The organism is Tsuneonella flava, assembly GCF_002870965.1.
In the GTDB taxonomy this organism is placed as follows: Bacteria; Pseudomonadota; Alphaproteobacteria; order Sphingomonadales; family Sphingomonadaceae; genus Tsuneonella; species Tsuneonella flava.
Map to the genome: position 1 here is coordinate 20,975 of NZ_PHSO01000011.1, position 17,545 is coordinate 38,519.

The 17,545-nt window shown below is 61.2% G+C and carries 15 protein-coding genes; 7 read left to right on the plus strand and 8 right to left on the minus strand.

Annotated features, from left to right (window positions below; translation table 11 throughout):
- Positions 1-68 precede the first annotated feature (68 nt).
- Entirely contained in the window at positions 69-1,337 is a 1,269-nt protein-coding gene (locus tag CV013_RS14600) for a cystathionine gamma-synthase family protein (protein ID WP_102156438.1), read from the plus strand.
- Between the two features lie 104 nt (positions 1,338-1,441).
- Here the strand turns inward: CV013_RS14600 and CV013_RS14605 are convergent, their stop codons facing one another.
- From CV013_RS14605 to CV013_RS14620, 4 genes are all read right to left on the minus strand, one after another.
- Complete coding sequence (locus CV013_RS14605; RefSeq protein WP_102156439.1) at positions 1,442-1,657, minus strand: TrbC/VirB2 family protein; 216 nt, start codon at positions 1,655-1,657, stop codon at positions 1,442-1,444.
- Between the two features lie 171 nt (positions 1,658-1,828).
- The gene (locus CV013_RS14610; protein ID WP_321196992.1) at positions 1,829-2,503 is read right to left on the minus strand and encodes an MBL fold metallo-hydrolase; all 675 of its coding nucleotides are present in this window, start codon (positions 2,501-2,503) and stop codon (positions 1,829-1,831) included.
- Between the two features lie 109 nt (positions 2,504-2,612).
- Positions 2,613-3,179 carry a hypothetical protein gene (locus tag CV013_RS14615; protein ID WP_102156440.1) on the minus strand — a complete coding sequence of 189 codons (567 nt, stop codon included), beginning with the start codon at positions 3,177-3,179 and terminating at the stop codon, positions 2,613-2,615.
- A gap of 165 nt (positions 3,180-3,344) precedes the next feature.
- Entirely contained in the window at positions 3,345-3,998 is a 654-nt protein-coding gene (locus CV013_RS14620) for a S24 family peptidase (protein ID WP_102156441.1), read from the minus strand.
- Between the two features lie 101 nt (positions 3,999-4,099).
- Here CV013_RS14620 and CV013_RS14625 point away from each other — a divergent pair, with 101 nt between their 5' ends.
- From CV013_RS14625 to CV013_RS14635, 3 genes are all read left to right on the plus strand, one after another.
- A complete protein-coding gene (locus tag CV013_RS14625) occupies positions 4,100-4,288 on the plus strand; it encodes a hypothetical protein (RefSeq protein WP_102156442.1) in 189 nt (62 codons plus the stop codon).
- Positions 4,278-4,607 (plus strand): hypothetical protein, encoded by a 330-nt coding sequence (locus CV013_RS14630; RefSeq protein WP_223805388.1) that lies wholly within the window; start codon positions 4,278-4,280, stop codon positions 4,605-4,607. Before CV013_RS14625 ends, CV013_RS14630 begins: the two co-directional genes overlap by 11 nt.
- 300 nt (positions 4,608-4,907) lie before the next feature.
- Positions 4,908-5,456, plus strand: a complete 549-nt coding sequence (locus CV013_RS14635; RefSeq protein WP_102156443.1) for a septal ring lytic transglycosylase RlpA family protein — start codon at positions 4,908-4,910, stop codon at positions 5,454-5,456.
- A gap of 152 nt (positions 5,457-5,608) precedes the next feature.
- Here CV013_RS14635 and CV013_RS14640 read toward each other — a convergent pair whose 3' ends face one another.
- Positions 5,609-6,706, minus strand: coding sequence for a helix-turn-helix domain-containing protein (locus tag CV013_RS14640; protein WP_102156444.1), 1,098 nt, complete (start codon positions 6,704-6,706; stop codon positions 5,609-5,611).
- Between the two features lie 560 nt (positions 6,707-7,266).
- Between CV013_RS14640 and CV013_RS14650 the strand changes: the two genes are divergently transcribed.
- Positions 7,267-8,736: a reverse transcriptase domain-containing protein gene (locus tag CV013_RS14650; RefSeq protein WP_102156446.1), complete on the plus strand. Its 1,470-nt coding sequence runs from the start codon at positions 7,267-7,269 to the stop codon at positions 8,734-8,736.
- A 53-nt stretch (positions 8,737-8,789) separates the two neighbouring features.
- Here the strand turns inward: CV013_RS14650 and uvrA are convergent, their stop codons facing one another.
- The 3 genes from uvrA to CV013_RS14665 form a co-directional block, all read right to left on the minus strand.
- On the minus strand, positions 8,790-11,693 hold the full coding sequence (uvrA, locus tag CV013_RS14655; RefSeq protein WP_102156447.1) for an excinuclease ABC subunit UvrA: 2,904 nt from the start codon (positions 11,691-11,693) through the stop codon (positions 8,790-8,792).
- Between the two features lie 136 nt (positions 11,694-11,829).
- Entirely contained in the window at positions 11,830-12,603 is a 774-nt protein-coding gene (locus CV013_RS14660) for a DUF2189 domain-containing protein (RefSeq protein WP_102156448.1), read from the minus strand.
- Between the two features lie 96 nt (positions 12,604-12,699).
- On the minus strand, positions 12,700-14,415 hold the full coding sequence (locus tag CV013_RS14665; RefSeq protein ID WP_102156449.1) for a thiamine pyrophosphate-dependent enzyme: 1,716 nt from the start codon (positions 14,413-14,415) through the stop codon (positions 12,700-12,702).
- A gap of 143 nt (positions 14,416-14,558) precedes the next feature.
- On the opposite strand from CV013_RS14665, the gene thpR reads away from it, so the two are divergent.
- Positions 14,559-15,104 (plus strand): RNA 2',3'-cyclic phosphodiesterase, encoded by a 546-nt coding sequence (thpR, locus tag CV013_RS14670; protein WP_223805387.1) that lies wholly within the window; start codon positions 14,559-14,561, stop codon positions 15,102-15,104.
- Positions 15,105-15,286: 182 nt separating this feature from the next.
- Positions 15,287-17,512, plus strand: coding sequence for a M3 family metallopeptidase (locus CV013_RS14675; RefSeq protein ID WP_223805386.1), 2,226 nt, complete (start codon positions 15,287-15,289; stop codon positions 17,510-17,512).
- The last annotated feature ends 33 nt before the right edge of the window (positions 17,513-17,545 follow it).

Here is a 17,545-nt window from a genome sequence, read left to right on the forward strand (position 1 = left end):
CCCCGGTGTGGCCCTAACCAGCTCCCGCCTTCCTGGGAGCGTGACGATAACAGGAAGGATGCCTCTCGATGGCCGACTCCAAATCTGCCTCCCGCACGCTCAAACCCAGCACGCTGATGATGGGTCATGGCTACGACCCCGCTCTCTCCGAAGGGTCGCTGAAGCCGCCGATCTTCCTGACCAGTACGTTCGCATTCGAGAACGCGGCGGCGGGCAAACGCCACTTCGAAGGGATCACCGGCAAGCGGCCGGGTGGCGCCGACGGGCTGGTCTATTCGCGGTTCAACGGCCCCAATCAGGAGATCCTCGAAGACCGCCTGAGCATCTGGGACGGGGCGGAAGACGCCTTGTGCTTCTCCAGCGGGATGACCGCGATTTGCGTGCTGATGCTGACCTATTGTGCGGCAGGCGACGTGATTATCCATTCCGGCCCGCTCTATGCCGCGACCGAAGGCTTCGTTGCCAAGACGCTCGCCAAGTTTGGCGTGAGCTACATCGACTTCCCTGCTGGCGCGAGCCGGGAAGAGCTGGACGACGTGATCGCCCGTGCCAGGGCGCAGGCCGCCGATCAGGGGGGCAAGCTGGCGATGATCTACCTCGAGAGCCCCGGCAACCCGACGAACGCACTGGTCGACATCGAAGCCGTTTCGGCGGCGCGCGACGCCGCGCTGGGTGCAGATCACGCCTGCCCGATCGCTATCGACAACACCTTCCTCGGCCCGCTGTGGCAGCGTCCGCTGGATCACGGAGCGGATATCGTGGTCTATTCGCTGACCAAGTACGTGGGCGGACATTCGGACCTCGTGGCGGGCAGTGTCGCGGGGGCGAAGAAGTGGATCGATCCGGTGCGAATGCTCCGCAATACGATGGGCGGGATCGCCGATCCGAACACCGCGTGGATGCTGTTGCGAAGCCTCGAAACGGTCGAACTGCGGATGAGCCGTGCGGGCGAGAATGCCGCTAAGGTCTGCGCCTTCCTCAAGGGGCATCCTAAGATCGAACGGCTCGGCTACCTCGGCATGATCGACGATGCGCGGCAGCAGGACATCTACGACCGGCATTGCACCGGTGCGGGCAGCACCTTCTCGGTGTTCATCAAGGGCGGCGAAGCCGAATGCTTCCGCTTCCTCGACGCGCTGCGGATCGCCAAGCTGGCAGTCAGTCTGGGCGGGACGGAGACGCTGGCCAGCCACCCGGCCAGCATGACCCACCTGTCCGTGCCCGATCCGCGCAAGGTCAGCCTTGGCATCTCCGACAACCTCGTTCGCATCAGCATCGGGATCGAAGACGCAGACGACCTGATCGCCGATTTCGAACAGGCGCTGGACGCGGTTTGAGGCGAAGGCCGGAATAAGGGCCGGAACGCATCTGCCCGGCATCGCGACAGAGGCCCGACCCACTCGATGGGCCGGGCCTCATAGCATTGATATAGCTTGCCTTTTTACGGGCTTACAGGCGTATCGTCGCCATTGGTGGCGGCGATAACGCCCAGTGCAACCACTGCGATCACACCGATAATGGCGATGATCCCACCGCTTTCCAAACCGTTGGTGTTCTTCGCAGGCGCAGACGCACGCTCAACAGGTTGGGCAAGCGCAGGTGCGGCGGCAAGCGATGCCGCCGCCATACCGGCGACAATGTAACGCGTGTATTTCATGGCATCTCCAAGCTTTTATAAATTGTAGAGATGCCACAGAGTAAATTATATTTATCAATTTATTATTCTGCGACCAGAACCATTAAAGCAAACATCGGATCATTTCACAATAACCCCGCCGCTCTATTACAGGTGACCGGCCCCAATAACCCCACCACTCGTCCGTTTCGCTCACCCCAGAGCATAGTCGCTGACGAACGCGTTGGTCTTGCGCTCCTGCCCAAAGGTGCTGGTGGGGCCGTGGCCGGGGATGAATGTTATGTCATCGCCCAGTGGCCATAGCTTCCGGGTGATTGAATCGATCAGATCCTGATGGTTGCCAAGCGGGAAATCGGTGCGCCCGATACTGCCCTGAAACAGCACGTCGCCCACAATGGCAAAGTGGCTGGGCCGATGGACGAACACGACGTGGCCCGGCGTGTGGCCGGGGCAGTGAATCACATCCAGCGTCAGATCGCCCACGGTCACGGTATCGCCATCGACCAGCCAGCGATCGGATTCGAACGGACGCCCTTCCATTCCCATCCGCTGGCAATCTTCCTCCAGCCGCGCGATCCAGAACCGGTCGTCTTCATGCGGCCCTTCGATCGGCAAACCCAGTTCCTCCGCCAGCATCCCGGCTTGCCCGCAATGATCCATGTGGCCATGCGTAATCAGCAGTTTTTCCAGCGTGACCCCGGCGCGCTCCACCGCCAGCTTCAGCTTGTCGATTTCCCCGCCGGGATCGACCAGCGCGCCCTTCATCGTCTTCGTGCACCAGATCAGCGAACAGTTCTGCTGATAAGGCGTAACGGGGATAATCGCAGCGCGCATCGGCGGCGCGGCAGAGGTGGTGGTATCGGTCATAGCGCGAATGTGAGGTCTGCGGCGCGCGGGTGCAAGCGGGAACTGGCCAGCAGTCCGCGCTTCGCTATGTCATGCGGAGCGATACCATGCGGATCGCTCCGCACGTGCGTTAGCCTTCGGGATCGCTGGCAGGTGTGCCCGCTGTATCGCTCGATTCCGTAGCCGCATCTGCCTTGGCTTCGAGTGGCTTGCGCCTGGCCACTTCCGCATCGACCAGTTGCATGAGCGCGGTGTACGGTTCTCCCTGCCGGATCAACATGGCATCGGTCGCCTTGTTGCCGAAGATAATACTCCGGGTCTTGGATTCGTTGAGGAACAGGTTGAGCCTGAGCGTCGTCTGGCCGGGCTGCATTTCTTCCACGAGGAATTGCGCGGTCTGGGTGTATTTCTTCTTCCCCAGACCCCAGAAGATGTTGAACATCAGCTTCGATTTGGCATCCGTATGGCCCGATATCGTGCCCGCATCCTTGCTGGCCTCGATACCGAGATAGCCAGCGGTCTGAAGCGCCGCGACCGCGCTGGAAAACACCACCTTGTCGGAAACCGGATAAGTTCGGGATTGGACTGCAGCCAGCTCCGAAGCCGATAGCTCCGGCAGCTTTTCCCTGGCGGTTACCTGCCCCGGCAAACACACCGCCATTGCCAACGCAGCAAGCGCGAGACTTAACTTCTTCATAATTATTGCCCCCTTCGATCGTCGAGGGGAAGATGCTGGACTGCTGCGCTGCTCCACTGTCAATGATGTTAACTAATTCATTGGCGTATTTGTTGTTCAATTCGAACGCGATAGCTGTATCTTTATGCGAACTACCGGGGACACCGGGGGAGATGTAAGTCACTCTCACAACCGCCCCCCTTTCCACACGACGCGGCCGACGATTTCGATATCGCGCAGCGCGAATTCCTGCGGCGGATAGGCATAGTTCTGGCTGAGCAGGACGACGCGGTCCGGCCCGGCCGCCGCCAGTCGCTTCACCATCAGGGCATCGCCCACGCGCACGACATGGATGCCGTCGCGCAAGGTGCGCTGCGCGGTATCGACGAGGATTTCGTCCCCGTCGTTGAGCAATGGCTCCATCGAATCGCCCATCACCGTGATCGCGGATAGCTGCGCCCGTTCCAGCCCGTGTTCGCGCAACCACCGGCGAGAGAAGCGGAAACTGTCGAACGGTTGCTCTTCGCTGGCCACCGCCCCGCTGCCCGCGGCGGCCTCCACCGGCAAGCGCGGCACTTCTACCCAGTTTGATCGGAAGGCCGGTGCCGTGTGGTATTTTTCCTCCACCCCGCCCAATTCGGTTTCGGCAACGCCGAAGAACTCCGCCAATGCACGGCGGTCCCCCTCCTCCAGTTTGCGCGGGCTACCCTTGCGGATAAACTGCTGCAAATAGCTGGAATTGCGCCCGATCATATCCGACAGGCCCGCCAGGCTCACACCCCGGCCAGTGGCCAGATCCAGCAACCGCTGCCGTACATCATGATGGGAACGTTCACTCATTGCCACTTCCTATACGTAGGATTTTTCCTAGACAAGTAGGATTTCGCACGCAAGCTAGGCTGCTCGATCGCACCATTCGACTCACTTTGACGAGAGCCCCCATGCTTATTCGCACCATCGAGAAGTTCCTCCGCACCCATGACATGCCGCCGACCCGGTTCGGCCGCCTCGCCGCCCACGATCCGCGCTTCGTGCTCGATCTGCGGATGGGGCGCGAACCGCGGGCCGAGACGGTGAAAAGAACGGAACATTTCATGAACACTTACCAGGATTCGACCCATGCAAGCTAAGCCCGAACGCGGCCCCGTCCGCCATCTTCGCAATGCACTGGCGCAGATTGCCGGGCCGGATGCGCGCTTTGTCCGCCATATCGAGCGCCCGTGGACCAGCGTTACATTCGAAGGCAGCCGCCACACCTTCGGCCTGCGCTTCGAGGGGTGTGACGCCATCGCCGCAGGCGAAGCGTTCATCGCTGCGCTGCCCGATCACGAGTTCGCCATCCCCGGCCAGCTGGTGGCGGAAGCGACTGTTGTTGAGGTCGATCATACGCTTGTTCCCATTCCTGTCCTCGCCCTGCGATGCGAGTTGCTGATGCTGAAGGACGCATAGGCCACCCCCGCTACAGCCATCTGAACCACTACCTCATCCACCCTTTCAGGAGAGCGGCGAGCAATGCAGCCGCTCTCCTTATCCCCTCCCCAAACCCCGACCCGGCGCCCTGCCCAATGGCAGCGACTCGCCTCCACCACCCCTCCCTTTCAGCACCCGACGCCCGCTATTCGGACGGTGTAAGCCGTCTGATTTGCCGCAGTTCGTTCCCCAAACCACGATGAAATGTGGCCAGACCGGGGCAAGGTGACTCTGCGGGGGTGCCGGTGGAGGAACCTTGCGGGTAAACCCGCCAGCGTTATGGACGGGATCTGTTTCAACATTCGCCACGGCGCACTGCGCGGTTTTGCATTCGCGGTTGCGCTGGCTCTGCCGGCATCGCTTTCCGCGCCGGTTCGGGCGGATGACAGCGCCGATGCATTTGCGGCCAACTTCGCCGGAATGGCGAAAGCGGCGCCCGGATTTGCGGCGGCATCGCATGCCGTCAACCTCTCCAGCTTCACTCCGCCAGTGGAAGACCAGGCCGCCGACGATGGTGACGACGATGCCGGGCAAGTGATCGGCAGCGGAGTCGCATCGTATTACGGGCGCAAGTTCAACGGCCGCCCCACTGCCAGTGGCGAACGGTTCGACATGAACGCGCTGACCGCCGCGCACAAGACGCTCCCCTTCGGCAGCAAAGTGCGGGTGACCAACCCGCGCAATGGCAAGTCGGTGGTGGTCCGCATCAACGACCGTGGGCCGTATTCGCATGGCCGCCTGATCGACCTGAGCCGCGCAGCGGCGAGCGAGATCGGCATTGTCGGACCGGGCAGCGGCACGGTCGAACTCGCCTTGCTCGACGACTGAGCCAACCCGGCAGAGCGCGCCGGACAGAGCGGGCCGCCTTCACCCGCCGCCCTCCGCAACCATACACCGCCATCGGCCAGAGCGCCCCAAGCCACCGTCGCGCCATGCCCGCCGGCACCGCTGGCCGCACACGCAGCGCGCCCCGGTGCCGCTCAGTAGCTTGCCCCCGCCCCCGGCTTGCGCGCCGCCGGTGGTTGCCAGCCCGAGGTAGTACCCGTCGCCCCGGCGGCAGCGCCCGTCGCATAGCGCGCGGGCGGCACCCAGCGCGTGTTGTCGTATTCGCGGATGCTCAGTTCGGGGCGCGACACGCCCTTGTGATCCAGCGTCCACCACTCCTCCCTGTTCCAGTTATAGGCGAAGACCTGTTCGTAGATGCAGTCGCGCAGTTCCCCGAAGGTGCCGTGCGAGTTGTCGGTTTCGATCAGCGCCTCGAATGGCGGGGCGTCATCCGGCCGGTGGGCGAGCATCTCGTCCACCTTGTCCTGCCAGGTGGGGCCGCCATCGTCGGGTTCCTCGATCATCCGCCCCGCCCACAGCTCGTCCGCGGCGAAGTCCTCGATCACCGGCATCGTGTGCAGTTCGACGTCGTCGGCATAACGATCGTCCTCCTTCTCCGCGGTTTCGGGGGGAGACATGGACCGCATGTTACACTGTCCTGGGGAAGAAAAGTCGCCCTTCTCCACACCGCCCTTTTCCGGGGTAGGCGCAGCGGGGGCCGGGGCCAGCGGCTCCCCACGGGCGAAGGCGGCGAGCACCGCTTCGAACCCATCGGCCAGCGCCGCCAGATCGGCACGTTCGGCCAGCCGGTCGAGCCGCGCGAGATGCGCCAGTAGCAGGCGGCTGTCATACCGGCGGCGCGTGGCCACCTCCTCCCCATGATAGAACACCGCCTCCTCCACGCCATCGAGCGCACGGTCGGCCAGCACCTCCTCTGCACGAGAGCGGGCGGAAAGCAGCGCCACATCCCACGCCCGCGCAAATTCGCGGCAGGCGCGCCGCGCGCGATAGGCGCTCTGATGGCTGACCCCCACCCGCTTCGCCGCCCGCCGCGCCGACCCGCCATCGGCCAGCGCGCGGAGGAATTCGGCCTGCCGCTCCCGCGTGAAGCCGGTTTGCGGCGCGCGGGTATCGTCACCGGGGAGCGCCGCGATCAGCGCGGGGAGATTGGGAATGGGCGCACCCGCCTGCGCGCGCCCGCCCGCGCCATCATCGGCGCCATCGCGGGGAGGAATGGGGTGTGGGATGGTCATGGTCCGGTTCTCCGTGTGGGAAAGTGGACCGGGTATTTATGAGGGATGTGGGGGTGTAGGAAAGGGGGGAGCCGATGCGCCCCGCCTCGACATGGGCGAGCCAGCGCTGGGCGTGCTCAAGCGCGGCGGTGTCGCCGGGAGCAGGGATCGGGAGTTTCTGGGTGGTAGGGAGGTCGGAGCGTTTCGGCATGGAGGAGCCTCGTGGGTTGCGCGTTTCGTGGACCGCCTTGGGTAAAGCGGGCGCGCAGTGAGGCATGGTTTGGGGCGTGTAGGAAAATAATATCTGACACCTCTTGAACTTGGCGATTAAGTCACCAAGATGGGGCGATCACTTCGGTGAGTCGTTTGTTAAGACTGTCAAGCCCAAGAATCGCGAGCAGCGCTTCGAGTAGTGCCATTGTGTAACCTCCGATCTGCTGACTCACCTGGCGCTTGGTTGGGATGATCTTCCGTAACAGGAATTTCGTTATCCCGATGACCACAGTATAACAGACTTCGTCGGACCTCTTCAGGTTAGAGCCGCTTGGCTCGCAGACAATGGTGAGGGGCGGGCCACGTTGATGAAGACGACAGGTGCCGCCCCCTCTCGCCCAGACGAATGGGAACCTACAGCCGGGGATCAGAAGCACTACCCGCATTTTGATGCTCCGCTTGCGTTGTCCGAAATCAGGAACATTGTGAATGATCCGAAGCGCGTCGCTCGCAACGCGTTCTTTCCGCTCATCCAATATGAAAAGCGGTGGCAGCCATTTCGAACCCCGAAGTCTGGAGGTGCGGTCGGGAACGGCACGATCAAACCAGAAAAAAAGTCTCGCAAAATTCGGTATGCAGCTCGACGCGACGCATACATTTTTGCACGGTATCGGCGATTGCTAGCGCCACTCTATGAGGAGAGACTTGCGAAGCTTGGCATATCCGACGTTCCAATCGCCTATAGGAAAATCATCGGAAAAGATGGCCGAGGCAAGTGCAATATAGATTTCGCCAAAGAGGTCTTCGATGAGATCGAATTAATGGGCGACTGTTATGCGATCACGTTAGATATCTCGCAGTTTTTTGAATCTCTTGACCATGAGAAAATTGAAGCTGACTGGTGCCAGCTGCTTCAAGTCCCTAATTTACCCGATGATCATAGAGCAGTTTTCAAAGCACTAACTGAATATCGCTGGGTCGATAGAACCGAAGCATACAGAAGGCTTGGGTATTTTGGCGTGAAATACACCAACACCGGAGTTAAAATTGAAGGCTATCGCATTCCTTTTAACAGTATGCCCACCCAGCTATGCAGTCCGAAAGAATTTCGTGACAAAATAGCCGGAGGGGGACTGAAACCCTCAATTATCAAAAAGAACGAAAATCCATTTGGCATTCCACAAGGAACGCCAATCAGCGACCTAATTGCCAACATATATCTTATGGAGTTCGATCAGAAGCTAAGCAGCCTTGCGACAGCTCATGGCGGGCGCGCCTTTAGATATTCTGACGACATCCTTCTTCTTGTTAAAGCTCAAACCGATGACGATGCAAGTGCGATTGAAGAAGACGTTCGCAAATCGATTTCCAGCTTTGGAAGTCAACTTTTTATAAAGGAAAGTAAAAGTAGCATTCATCGCTTCATAAAGACCGAAGATTCGCTATCTATTCAACATTTAAAGGGTTCGGGAAAAAATGGCTTAGAGTATCTAGGATTCCGCTTCGATGGGAAGAGAATTTACCTAAGGGATGCAACCCTTTCAAACCTAAAGCGAAAGATGACGTTTGTTGGACGCATAAGAGCCATTAAGCATAAAAGGCGATATGCAGACCGAGATTATTCGACCCTAAAATCTACATTCAATTTCGACGATTTCTTTCAAAATTTCATGAGAGTCGAGGATTTCGATCAGAACTCCTCAGTCCGTCAGTGGACGTTTTGGACTTATGCTCGAAGAGCAGTGGAAACTTTCGGAAATCGAGGAAAGCCGATTGAAAAGCAGCTAAAATTTTTGAAGCCCGATGGAAGGCGCCTGATCGAAGACGAATTACGATAATAGCATGGCCGCCATCACCCTCCCTCCGATGGAAGAGGATCGGCACAACACTATCACAACATCCCGCGCAAATACTGCCCCGTATAACTCCGCTCGTTAACCGCGACCTCTTCCGGCGTCCCTTCGGCCACGATCTCGCCGCCGCGGACGCCGCCGTCCGGCCCTAAGTCCACGATCCAGTCTGCCGTTTTGATCACGTCCAGATTGTGTTCGATCACCACTACGCTGTTCCCCTGGTCCACCAGACGGTGGAGCACTTCCAGCAGTTTGCGGACATCTTCGAAGTGCAGGCCGGTGGTCGGCTCGTCCAGAATATACAGCGTTTGCCCGGTGCTGCGGCGGGCGAGTTCCTTGGCCAGTTTCACCCGCTGCGCCTCTCCGCCCGATAGCGTGGTGGCCTGTTGCCCCACTTTGACGTAGCCGAGGCCGACTTCGTTGAGCATGTGCATCTTGTCGCGGATCGGGGGCACGGCCTTGAAGAATTCTTCCGCATCCTCGATCGTCATGTCGAGCACGTCGGCAATGCTCATCCCCTTGAACTTCACCTCCAGCGTTTCGCGGTTATAGCGTTTGCCGTGGCATTCCTCGCACGTGACGTACACGTCGGGCAGGAAGTGCATTTCGATCTTGATCAGGCCGTCGCCCTGGCACGCCTCGCACCGGCCGCCCTTCACGTTGAAGCTGAACCGGCCCGGTTTATATCCGCGCGCCTGCGCCTCTGGCAGGCCGGCGAACCAGTCGCGGATATTGGTGAAGGCGCCGGTGTATGTCGCCGGGTTGCTGCGCGGGGTGCGGCCGATCGGGCTTTGATCGATTTCGATCACTTTGTCGCAGAATTCGAGGCCGGTGACTTTATCGTGCGCCCCGGCCACCACACGCGCGCCGTTGAGCTGCCGCGCGGCGGAGGCATAGAGCGTGTCGATGGTGAAGCTCGATTTGCCGCTGCCCGAAACCCCGGTGATGCAGGTGAACGTGCCCAGCGGGATCGCGGCGGTGACATCGCGCAGGTTGTTGGCCCGCGCGCCGTGCACCGTCAGGTGGTGGCCGTTGCCCTTACGGCGGTGTTCGGGCACCGCGATCTTGCGCCGCCCGGTCAGGTAATCGGCGGTGAGCGATCCCTTAGCCTTGAGGATATCTTTCAGCGTGCCCTGCGCCACGATCTGCCCGCCGTGCACCCCGGCGCCGGGGCCGAGATCGACGATATGGTCGGCGGTGCGGATCGCATCCTCGTCATGCTCCACCACGATCACGGTATTGCCCAGATCGCGCAGCCGCTTGAGCGTTTCGAGCAGCCGGTCGTTATCGCGCTGGTGCAGGCCGATGCTCGGTTCGTCGAGCACGTAGAGCACGCCGCTGAGCCCACTGCCGATCTGACTGGCGAGGCGGATGCGCTGGCTTTCCCCCCCGCTCAGCGTGCCGCTGGTCCGGTCGAGGTTGAGGTAATCCAGCCCGACATTGTCGAGGAAGCCCAGCCGTTCGTTGATTTCTTTCAGAATGGCGCGGGCGATCTGGTTCTGCTGATCGGTCAGGTGATCGGGCAGCGCGAGGAACCAGTCCTTCGCCAGCGTCACGCTCATCTGCGTGGGGGTGGCGATGTCGGTCGGGCCATCGGCGCTGGGCACTTTCACCGCCAGCGCTTTCTCATTCAGGCGTTTGCCGCCACACGCCTCGCACGGTTGCGCGGTCTGGTACTTGCTCAGTTCCTCGCGCATCCACGCGCTTTCGGTTTGCATCATCCGGCGGTTGAGGTTGCCGATCACCCCTTCGAACGGTTTGTGCACGGTGTATTCCTTGCGCCCGTCCTTGAAAGTGAGCGCCACCGGCAGGCCGCCGGTGCCGTGCAGGATGATATCGCGCTGATCCTGCGCCAGATCTTCCCACGGAGTCGTCAGGTCGAAATCGTATGCTTTCGCCAGGCTGTTCAGCACCTGCATGTAATAGGGCGACGGCGGATTGCTCTTCGCCCAGGGCACCACCGCGCCTTTTTTCAGCGAAAGCTGTTCGTTGGGCACCACCAGTTGCGGATCGAACAGCAGCTTCTCCCCCAGCCCGTCGCACGTCGGGCAGGCGCCCTGCGGCGCGTTGAAGCTGAACAGGCGCGGTTCGATCTCTTCGATAGTGAACCCGCTGACCGGGCAGGCGAATTTTTCGCTGAACACGATGCGGTTGGCGGGGATGCCCGCCCCCTTCATCGCGCCGCCCGCGCTCGCTTCCGCCTCCCGACCCGGCACAACGCCATCGGCCAGATCGACATAGGCCAGCCCTTCGGCCAGCTTGAGCGCGGTTTCGAAGCTGTCGGCCAGCCGGGTTTCGATGCCGGGGCGCACCGCCAGCCGGTCTACCACCACTTCGATATCGTGCTTGTATTTCTTGTCGAGCGCGGGGGCCTGTTCGATTTCGTACAGCTCGCCATCGATCCGCACACGGGCAAAGCCCGCCTTCTGCCATTCGGCCAGTTCGCGGCGGTATTCGCCCTTGCGCCCGCGCACCACCGGGGCCAGCAGATAGAGCCGCGTGCCTTCGGGCAAAGTCATCACCCGGTCGACCATGTTGGACACCGTCTGCGCTTCGATCGGCAAGCCGGTCGCCGGGCTATACGGCACCCCCACCCGCGCCCACAGCAGCCGCATATAGTCGTAGATCTCGGTCACCGTCGCAACGGTCGAGCGCGGATTGCGACTGGTGGTTTTCTGTTCGATGCTGATCGCGGGGGACAGCCCGTCGATATGTTCGACATCGGGTTTCTGCATCATCTCCAGAAACTGCCGCGCATAGGCGCTGAGGCTTTCGACATAGCGCCGCTGCCCCTCGGCATAGATCGTGTCGAACGCGAGGCTCGATTTGCCGGACCCGGATAGCCCGGTGACCACGATCAGCGCATCGCGCGGCAGGTCGATATCGATACCCTTGAGGTTATGCTCGCGCGCGCCGCGCACGGAAATCGTGGTAAGTGCCATGCAGGCTATGTTCCGGTAATGTTCACGTTAGTCAAGGGGATGCGCGTGGCCTTCCCCGGTGCCAATGCGATGTGGGCGGCACGCGCGCGAATACAACCCACATGCGACAGGCCGACTAACAACACGGAACGATAAATCAGTCCGTCACCGCCCGGCGATAGAGGTGCCATGTCGCATGGCCCAGCACCGGCAGCGCGATCAGCAGGCCGAGGAACGCCGGGATCATTGCCACGAACAGCACCACCGCGATAATCAGCGCCCATGCCATCATCACCGGGCGGTTGTGGTTGATGACTGCAAGGCTGGTGATGATCGCAGTCAGAAAGTCGACTTCGCGGTCCACCAGCATCGGCAGGCTCATCACTGTCACAGCATAGAATGCCAGCGCCATCAGCCCGCCGATTGCGCCGCCCACCACCAGCATGGCGATACCCGCCTGCGTAGTGAAGATCGCCAGCGATTCCGATCCGATCCCGCTTTCGGCCAGAAAGATCGCGAATATCGAATGGGCAACGATCATCCAGAAACTGAACGCGACGAACACGATCACCCCCATGCTGATAATCTGATCGTCGCCGCGCCCGCGCAGTGCGCCCAGCACCGTGCCCCAGCTACGCGGCAGGCCCGCTTCACGCCGGCGGCTGACTTCGTAGAGGCCGACGGCCACGAATGGCGCGATCAGCGGGAAGCCCGCCGCCGCCGGGATCAGCCATGTCGGCGATTTCCACGCGAACAGCGCATAGCCAACGAACAGCCCGCCGCCGACATAGATCGATCCGAAAAACAGCCCGAACAGCGGGCAGGCCAGAAAATCACGCGCGCCCGCCGCCAATGCCGCCCATAAATCGCGCAGCGTCAGATCGCGCGCCACCGTGACCGGCGCGATCTGCGCCTGACCGACACTGGTCATCGCATACTCCCCCTCATCCCGCCCCGGTTATCCGGGGTCTTCGCGGGGCAAGCTGCATCAGATCGGCGCAGCGGGCAATACCCCGCGCGCAGGCTATCACCGCAGGAAGTTATCGCGCAGCAGAGAGACGACTTCCTTCGTCCGCCCGCTGAGCACTGCCTTCATCCCGAACAGAGCGGTGCTGGCCACTTGCCCCACTTTGACTTCGGGCGGCATCACCAGTTCGACCCGGTTGACCTTCACATCGAGCAGAGCCGGGCCAGGTTCGGCCAGCCATTTGTCCATCGCCGCGCTAAGATCTCTGGCCCGGTCCACCCGCCATCCGGCAATACCAATGGCCTCTGCCACCTTGGAAAAATCGGGATTTTCCAATCCGGTATAATGATCGACCAGCCCTTCCACCCGCTGTTCCATCTCCACGAAGCCGAGCGTGGAGTTGTTGAACACCAGCAGTTTGAGCGGCACTTTCTCCTGCACCAGAGTCAGCAGGTCGCCCATCAGCATGGTCATCCCGCCATCGCCGCACATCGCGATCACCTGCCGATCGGGATAGGCGATCTTTGCACCGATCGCCTGCGGATAGGCGCTGGCCATCGTGCCGTGGAGCAAGCTGTTGAGAAACCGCCGTTTCCCGTTCGCGGCAATATGGCGCAGCATCCACACCATCGGCGTGCCGACATCGGACACGAAAATCGCATCGTCCGCCGCCACCCGGTCGAGCATATTGGCGACGAATTGCGGGTGGATCAGAGTGTCGTCCGATTCCTCCCCCGCGTCGCGATATCCGTCGAGATCTTCGCGCCACTGATCGAGCGCCTTGTCGAGATGCGCGCGATCCGGCTTTGCCGCCAGCATCGGGGTCAGCGCGTCCAGTGTCGTCGCGCTATCCCCGACCAGCCCCATATGGATCGGCGCACGGCGGCCCAGATGGGTCGGGTCGATATCGATCTGCACGATCTTCGCCTGCGCGGGATAGTATTGCGTGTACGCGAAATCGCAGCCGAGGCAGAGCACCAGATCGGCGCGATGGATCGCCTCCACCCCCGCCTTGTTGCCGAGAATGCCGTTGACCCCGACATTATAGGGGTTGTCCGGTTCCAGCCATTCCTTTGCGCGGGTGGTGTGGACCATCGGTGCGTTGAGTTTTTCGCACAGCGCCACGATCTGATCGTGGGCATCGCGCGCACCGATGCCGGCATAGACAGTGACCTTTTCAGCGGCATCGATATCCTGCGCCAGTCCGGCCAGTTCGCTGTCGCTGGGCCGCGTGCGGGGATCGGGGCGATAGACCTGCCAGTCGGCCTTATCGTCGTCTTTCTCGGTGAACATATCGCCGTTGACGATCACTACGGCCACGCCGCGCCTGGTCAGCGCGGCTTGCGCTGCCTTGGCGACGATCCGCCGCGCCTGTGCGGGGTGGGAGATATATTCGCAGAACACCGAATGCTGTTCGTAAATCTTGTGCTGATCGACCTCCTGCGGGAAATCGAAGCCTTTCTCCCGCCGGTCCACGTCCGATGCGATCAGCAGGACCGGCGCACCGTTGCGGTGGGTTTCGTATATTCCATTCACGAAATGCAGGCTGCCTGGCCCGCAAGTGCCCGCACATACCGCCAGTTCGCCGGTCATATAGGCCTCGCCCCCGGCAGCGAAGGCGCCGACTTCTTCGTGCCGCACGTGAACCCACCGCAGGTTCGAACGCGAAACCGCATCGGTGAAATGATTGATCGTATCCCCCGGTATCCCGTAAATCCGCTTCGCCCCTGCCTGTTCGATTGCATTGACGACGATATCGGCAACGGTCTTTGCCATATTGGGGAGGCCTTTCCTGGTATGCTTGGAGCCAGCGTGGAAGTACGCAGCATTTCCTTTACGGATAACGCGCGCGACAGTTCCACAATGGCCCAGCTGTCTGCCCTTGGCCAGAGCGGTATGCCTGCCTATTGTCTTTGCTAATGGTCGCTGCCCTGCCCCGCCTGTTTATCGCTCTGCGCCCGCCGGTCACCGTGCGCAACGTGCTGATTGACACGATGGACGGCGTGGCCGCCGCCCGCTGGCAGGACGATGCACAACTGCACCTGACCTTGCGCTATATCGGGGAAACCGATCCGCGCGTGGCGGACGATCTCGTCGATGCACTCGGCCGGATCGATGCGCCGCGGTTCGAACTGGCAGTGCGCGGTGTCGGCTTTTTCGAACGCAAGGGGCAGCCTACCGCTCTGTGGGCAGGCGTGGCCCCCAATGCCGCGCTCGATACCTTGCAGAAGAAAGTCGAACGGGTGTGCCAGTCGGTCGGGCTGGAGGCGGAACACCGCAAGTTTACCCCGCACATCACGCTCGCCCGGCTGAACAGCGCGGCGGGGCCGGTGGCACCCTGGCTGGCGCAGCATTCGCGGCTGGCCGCGCCCGCCTGGCCCGTCGATAGCGTCCGCCTGTACGAAAGCACGCTGACACCCGGCGGATCGCAATACGATCCGGTGGTCGAATGGCGGCTGCGATGAACGCTCTATGGTCGACAAACTGCTGTTCTCTATCGACGAGCGACACGAATCCGGTTGCAACCGCAACCGATCCCGGCTTCAACCGTTGATACAGTATCTCCATGCCTGCCTTGTGCTCGCGCCTATTTGTCGCGGTCGTTCGGTCAGCGCCAATTCCGCATAATACAACAGGGAGCACCACCTTGATTAAGACACGCCTATTCGCTGCCGCCGCACCTGCCGTTCTGGGCGCCGCGATGCTCGGAGGATGTACCACGATGCAGGATTATTCCACCGCCGACCGGCCCGAAACCGCAGCCGACACTGCCGCTGAAAACGGCCCGCCGGCCATTCCGCAGGGCACCGGATATTTCGCGCAACCTTCCGATCTGCCGCTGCATGCGCCCGATTTCAGCAAGATCAAGGACAGCGACTACGCCCCCGCTTTCGAACAGGCGATGAAGATCCATTCCGCCGAAGTGCAGGCAATCATCGACAATCCCGCGCAGCCGACTTTTGAGAACACCATCGTCGCGCTGGAAAAATCGGGCCGGATGCTGGGCCGTGTCGCCACCGTGTTCTATGCGCTGACCGGCGCGAACACCAACGATACGCTGCAGGCGGTCGATGCCGAAATCAGCCCCAAGCTCTCCGCCCACTCCGACGGGATCACGCTGAACCCTGATCTGTTCGCGCGGGTGAAGGCGGTGTACGATGCGCGCGCTTCGCTCGGCCTCGATGCCGAAGACAGCAAGCTGCTGGAAGAAACCTACAAGGGGATGGTTCACGCCGGGGCGATGCTGACGCCTGAGCAGAAGGCGAAAGTGAAGGAAATCAATTCCGAACTTTCCACCATCACTACCGAATTCAGCCAGAAGCTGATTTCCGCCACCAAGGCCGCTGCGCTGGTGGTCGATGACAAGTCGAAGCTGGCCGGTCTGTCCGATGCCGAAATCGCCGCAGCGGCCAAGACCGCCGAAGAGCGCGGGATGCCGGGCAAATATGTGATCGCCCTGCAGAACACCACGCGCCAGCCGTCGCTCGGCGCGCTGACCGACCGGGCAGTGCGTGAAAAGCTGTTCAACAATAGCTGGACCCGCGCGGAAAAGAATGACGAGAACGACACCCGCGAAGCGGTCGCCCGCATTGTGGAACTGCGCGCGCAGAAGGCGGCGCTGTTCGGTGAACCCGACTGGGCCAGCTATGTCATGTGGGATCGCATGGCGAAGAACCCCAAGACCGCACTCGATTTCATGGAACAGATGGTCCCCGCTCTCGCTGCCCGCCAGCGCGCCGATGCGGCCATGCTGGACAAGGAAATCAAGGCCAATGGAAAGAACTTTGCGGTCAAGCCGTGGGACTGGGAAATGTACGCCGACAAGGTAAAGGCGAAGAAGTTCTCCTTCAACGAAGACGAAGTGAAACAGTACTTCGAAGTGCACCGGGTGCTGGAAGATGGCGTGTTCTATGCCGCCAACAAGCTCTATGGCCTGACCTTCAAGAAGCGCACCGATCTGCCGGTCTATAACCCGGACGTGAGCACATACGACGTGTTCGATGCCGATGGCAGCCAGCTGGGCATCTTCTACTTCGATCCGTTCCAGCGCGATAACAAGCGCGGCGGTGCATGGATGAGCAACTTCGTCGATCAGAGCCACCTGTTCGGTGACAAGCCGGTGATCTACAACGTGCTCAACATCCCCAAGGCACCCGATGGCGAACCGCAACTGGTCAGCTTCGACAACGTCGAAACCATGTTCCACGAATTCGGCCACGCGCTGCACGGGTTCTTCGCTAACGGCAAATACGCCTCGCTTTCGGGCACGGCGGTGGCCCGCGACTTCGTGGAATACCCCAGCCAGACCAACGAGATGTGGGCCAGCTACCCCGAAGTTCTGGCGCACTATGCCAAGAACTGGAAAACCGGCGCGCCGATCCCGCAGGCGCTGATCGACAAGATCATCGCTGCCAAGAAGTTCAACCAGGGCTACGATTTCGGCGAAGTCGTCGAAGCCGCGCTGCTGGATATGAAATGGCATGCGCTGACGCCGGAACAGGCCGCCGCGATCAAGGCACCCGCAGGTGTCGATGCGTTCGAGGACAAGAGCCTCAAGCAACTCGGCCTCGAAACCGATCTGGTGCCGCCGCGCTATCGCAGCAGCTACTTCAGCCACATTTTCTCCGGCCCGACCGGATATTCGGCTGGCTATTACAGCTATCTGTGGACCGAAATGCTCGACCGCGACAGCCAGAAGTGGTTCCTCGACCACGGCGGCCTGACCCGCGCAAATGGCCAGCATTATCGCGATACCATCCTCAGCCGCGGTGCTGCGGAGGATTACTTCAAGATGTACAAGGACTTCACCGGCCACGAACCCAGCGTCGAACCGATGCTGGAGGCACACGGTCTGGTGCCTGACAAGAAGTAAGGCTCAGGCTCAGGCTCAGGATCCATTGCTGGC

What these genes read in the sequence shown, in the direction of transcription:
- CV013_RS14600 (WP_102156438.1), top strand. Translation starts at nt 69, where the DNA reads ATGGCCGACTCCAAATCTGCCTCCCGCACGCTCAAACCCAGCACGCTG.
- CV013_RS14605 (WP_102156439.1), bottom strand. Translation starts at nt 1,657, where the DNA reads ATGAAATACACGCGTTACATTGTCGCCGGTATGGCGGCGGCATCGCTT.
- CV013_RS14610 (WP_321196992.1), bottom strand. Translation starts at nt 2,503, where the DNA reads ATGACCGATACCACCACCTCTGCCGCGCCGCCGATGCGCGCTGCGATT.
- CV013_RS14615 (WP_102156440.1), bottom strand. Translation starts at nt 3,179, where the DNA reads ATGAAGAAGTTAAGTCTCGCGCTTGCTGCGTTGGCAATGGCGGTGTGT.
- CV013_RS14620 (WP_102156441.1), bottom strand. Translation starts at nt 3,998, where the DNA reads ATGAGTGAACGTTCCCATCATGATGTACGGCAGCGGTTGCTGGATCTG.
- CV013_RS14625 (WP_102156442.1), top strand. Translation starts at nt 4,100, where the DNA reads ATGCTTATTCGCACCATCGAGAAGTTCCTCCGCACCCATGACATGCCG.
- CV013_RS14630 (WP_223805388.1), top strand. Translation starts at nt 4,278, where the DNA reads ATGCAAGCTAAGCCCGAACGCGGCCCCGTCCGCCATCTTCGCAATGCA.
- CV013_RS14635 (WP_102156443.1), top strand. Translation starts at nt 4,908, where the DNA reads ATGGACGGGATCTGTTTCAACATTCGCCACGGCGCACTGCGCGGTTTT.
- CV013_RS14640 (WP_102156444.1), bottom strand. Translation starts at nt 6,706, where the DNA reads ATGACCATCCCACACCCCATTCCTCCCCGCGATGGCGCCGATGATGGC.
- CV013_RS14650 (WP_102156446.1), top strand. Translation starts at nt 7,267, where the DNA reads ATGAAGACGACAGGTGCCGCCCCCTCTCGCCCAGACGAATGGGAACCT.
- uvrA (WP_102156447.1), bottom strand. Translation starts at nt 11,693, where the DNA reads ATGGCACTTACCACGATTTCCGTGCGCGGCGCGCGCGAGCATAACCTC.
- CV013_RS14660 (WP_102156448.1), bottom strand. Translation starts at nt 12,603, where the DNA reads ATGACCAGTGTCGGTCAGGCGCAGATCGCGCCGGTCACGGTGGCGCGC.
- CV013_RS14665 (WP_102156449.1), bottom strand. Translation starts at nt 14,415, where the DNA reads ATGGCAAAGACCGTTGCCGATATCGTCGTCAATGCAATCGAACAGGCA.
- thpR (WP_223805387.1), top strand. Translation starts at nt 14,559, where the DNA reads ATGGTCGCTGCCCTGCCCCGCCTGTTTATCGCTCTGCGCCCGCCGGTC.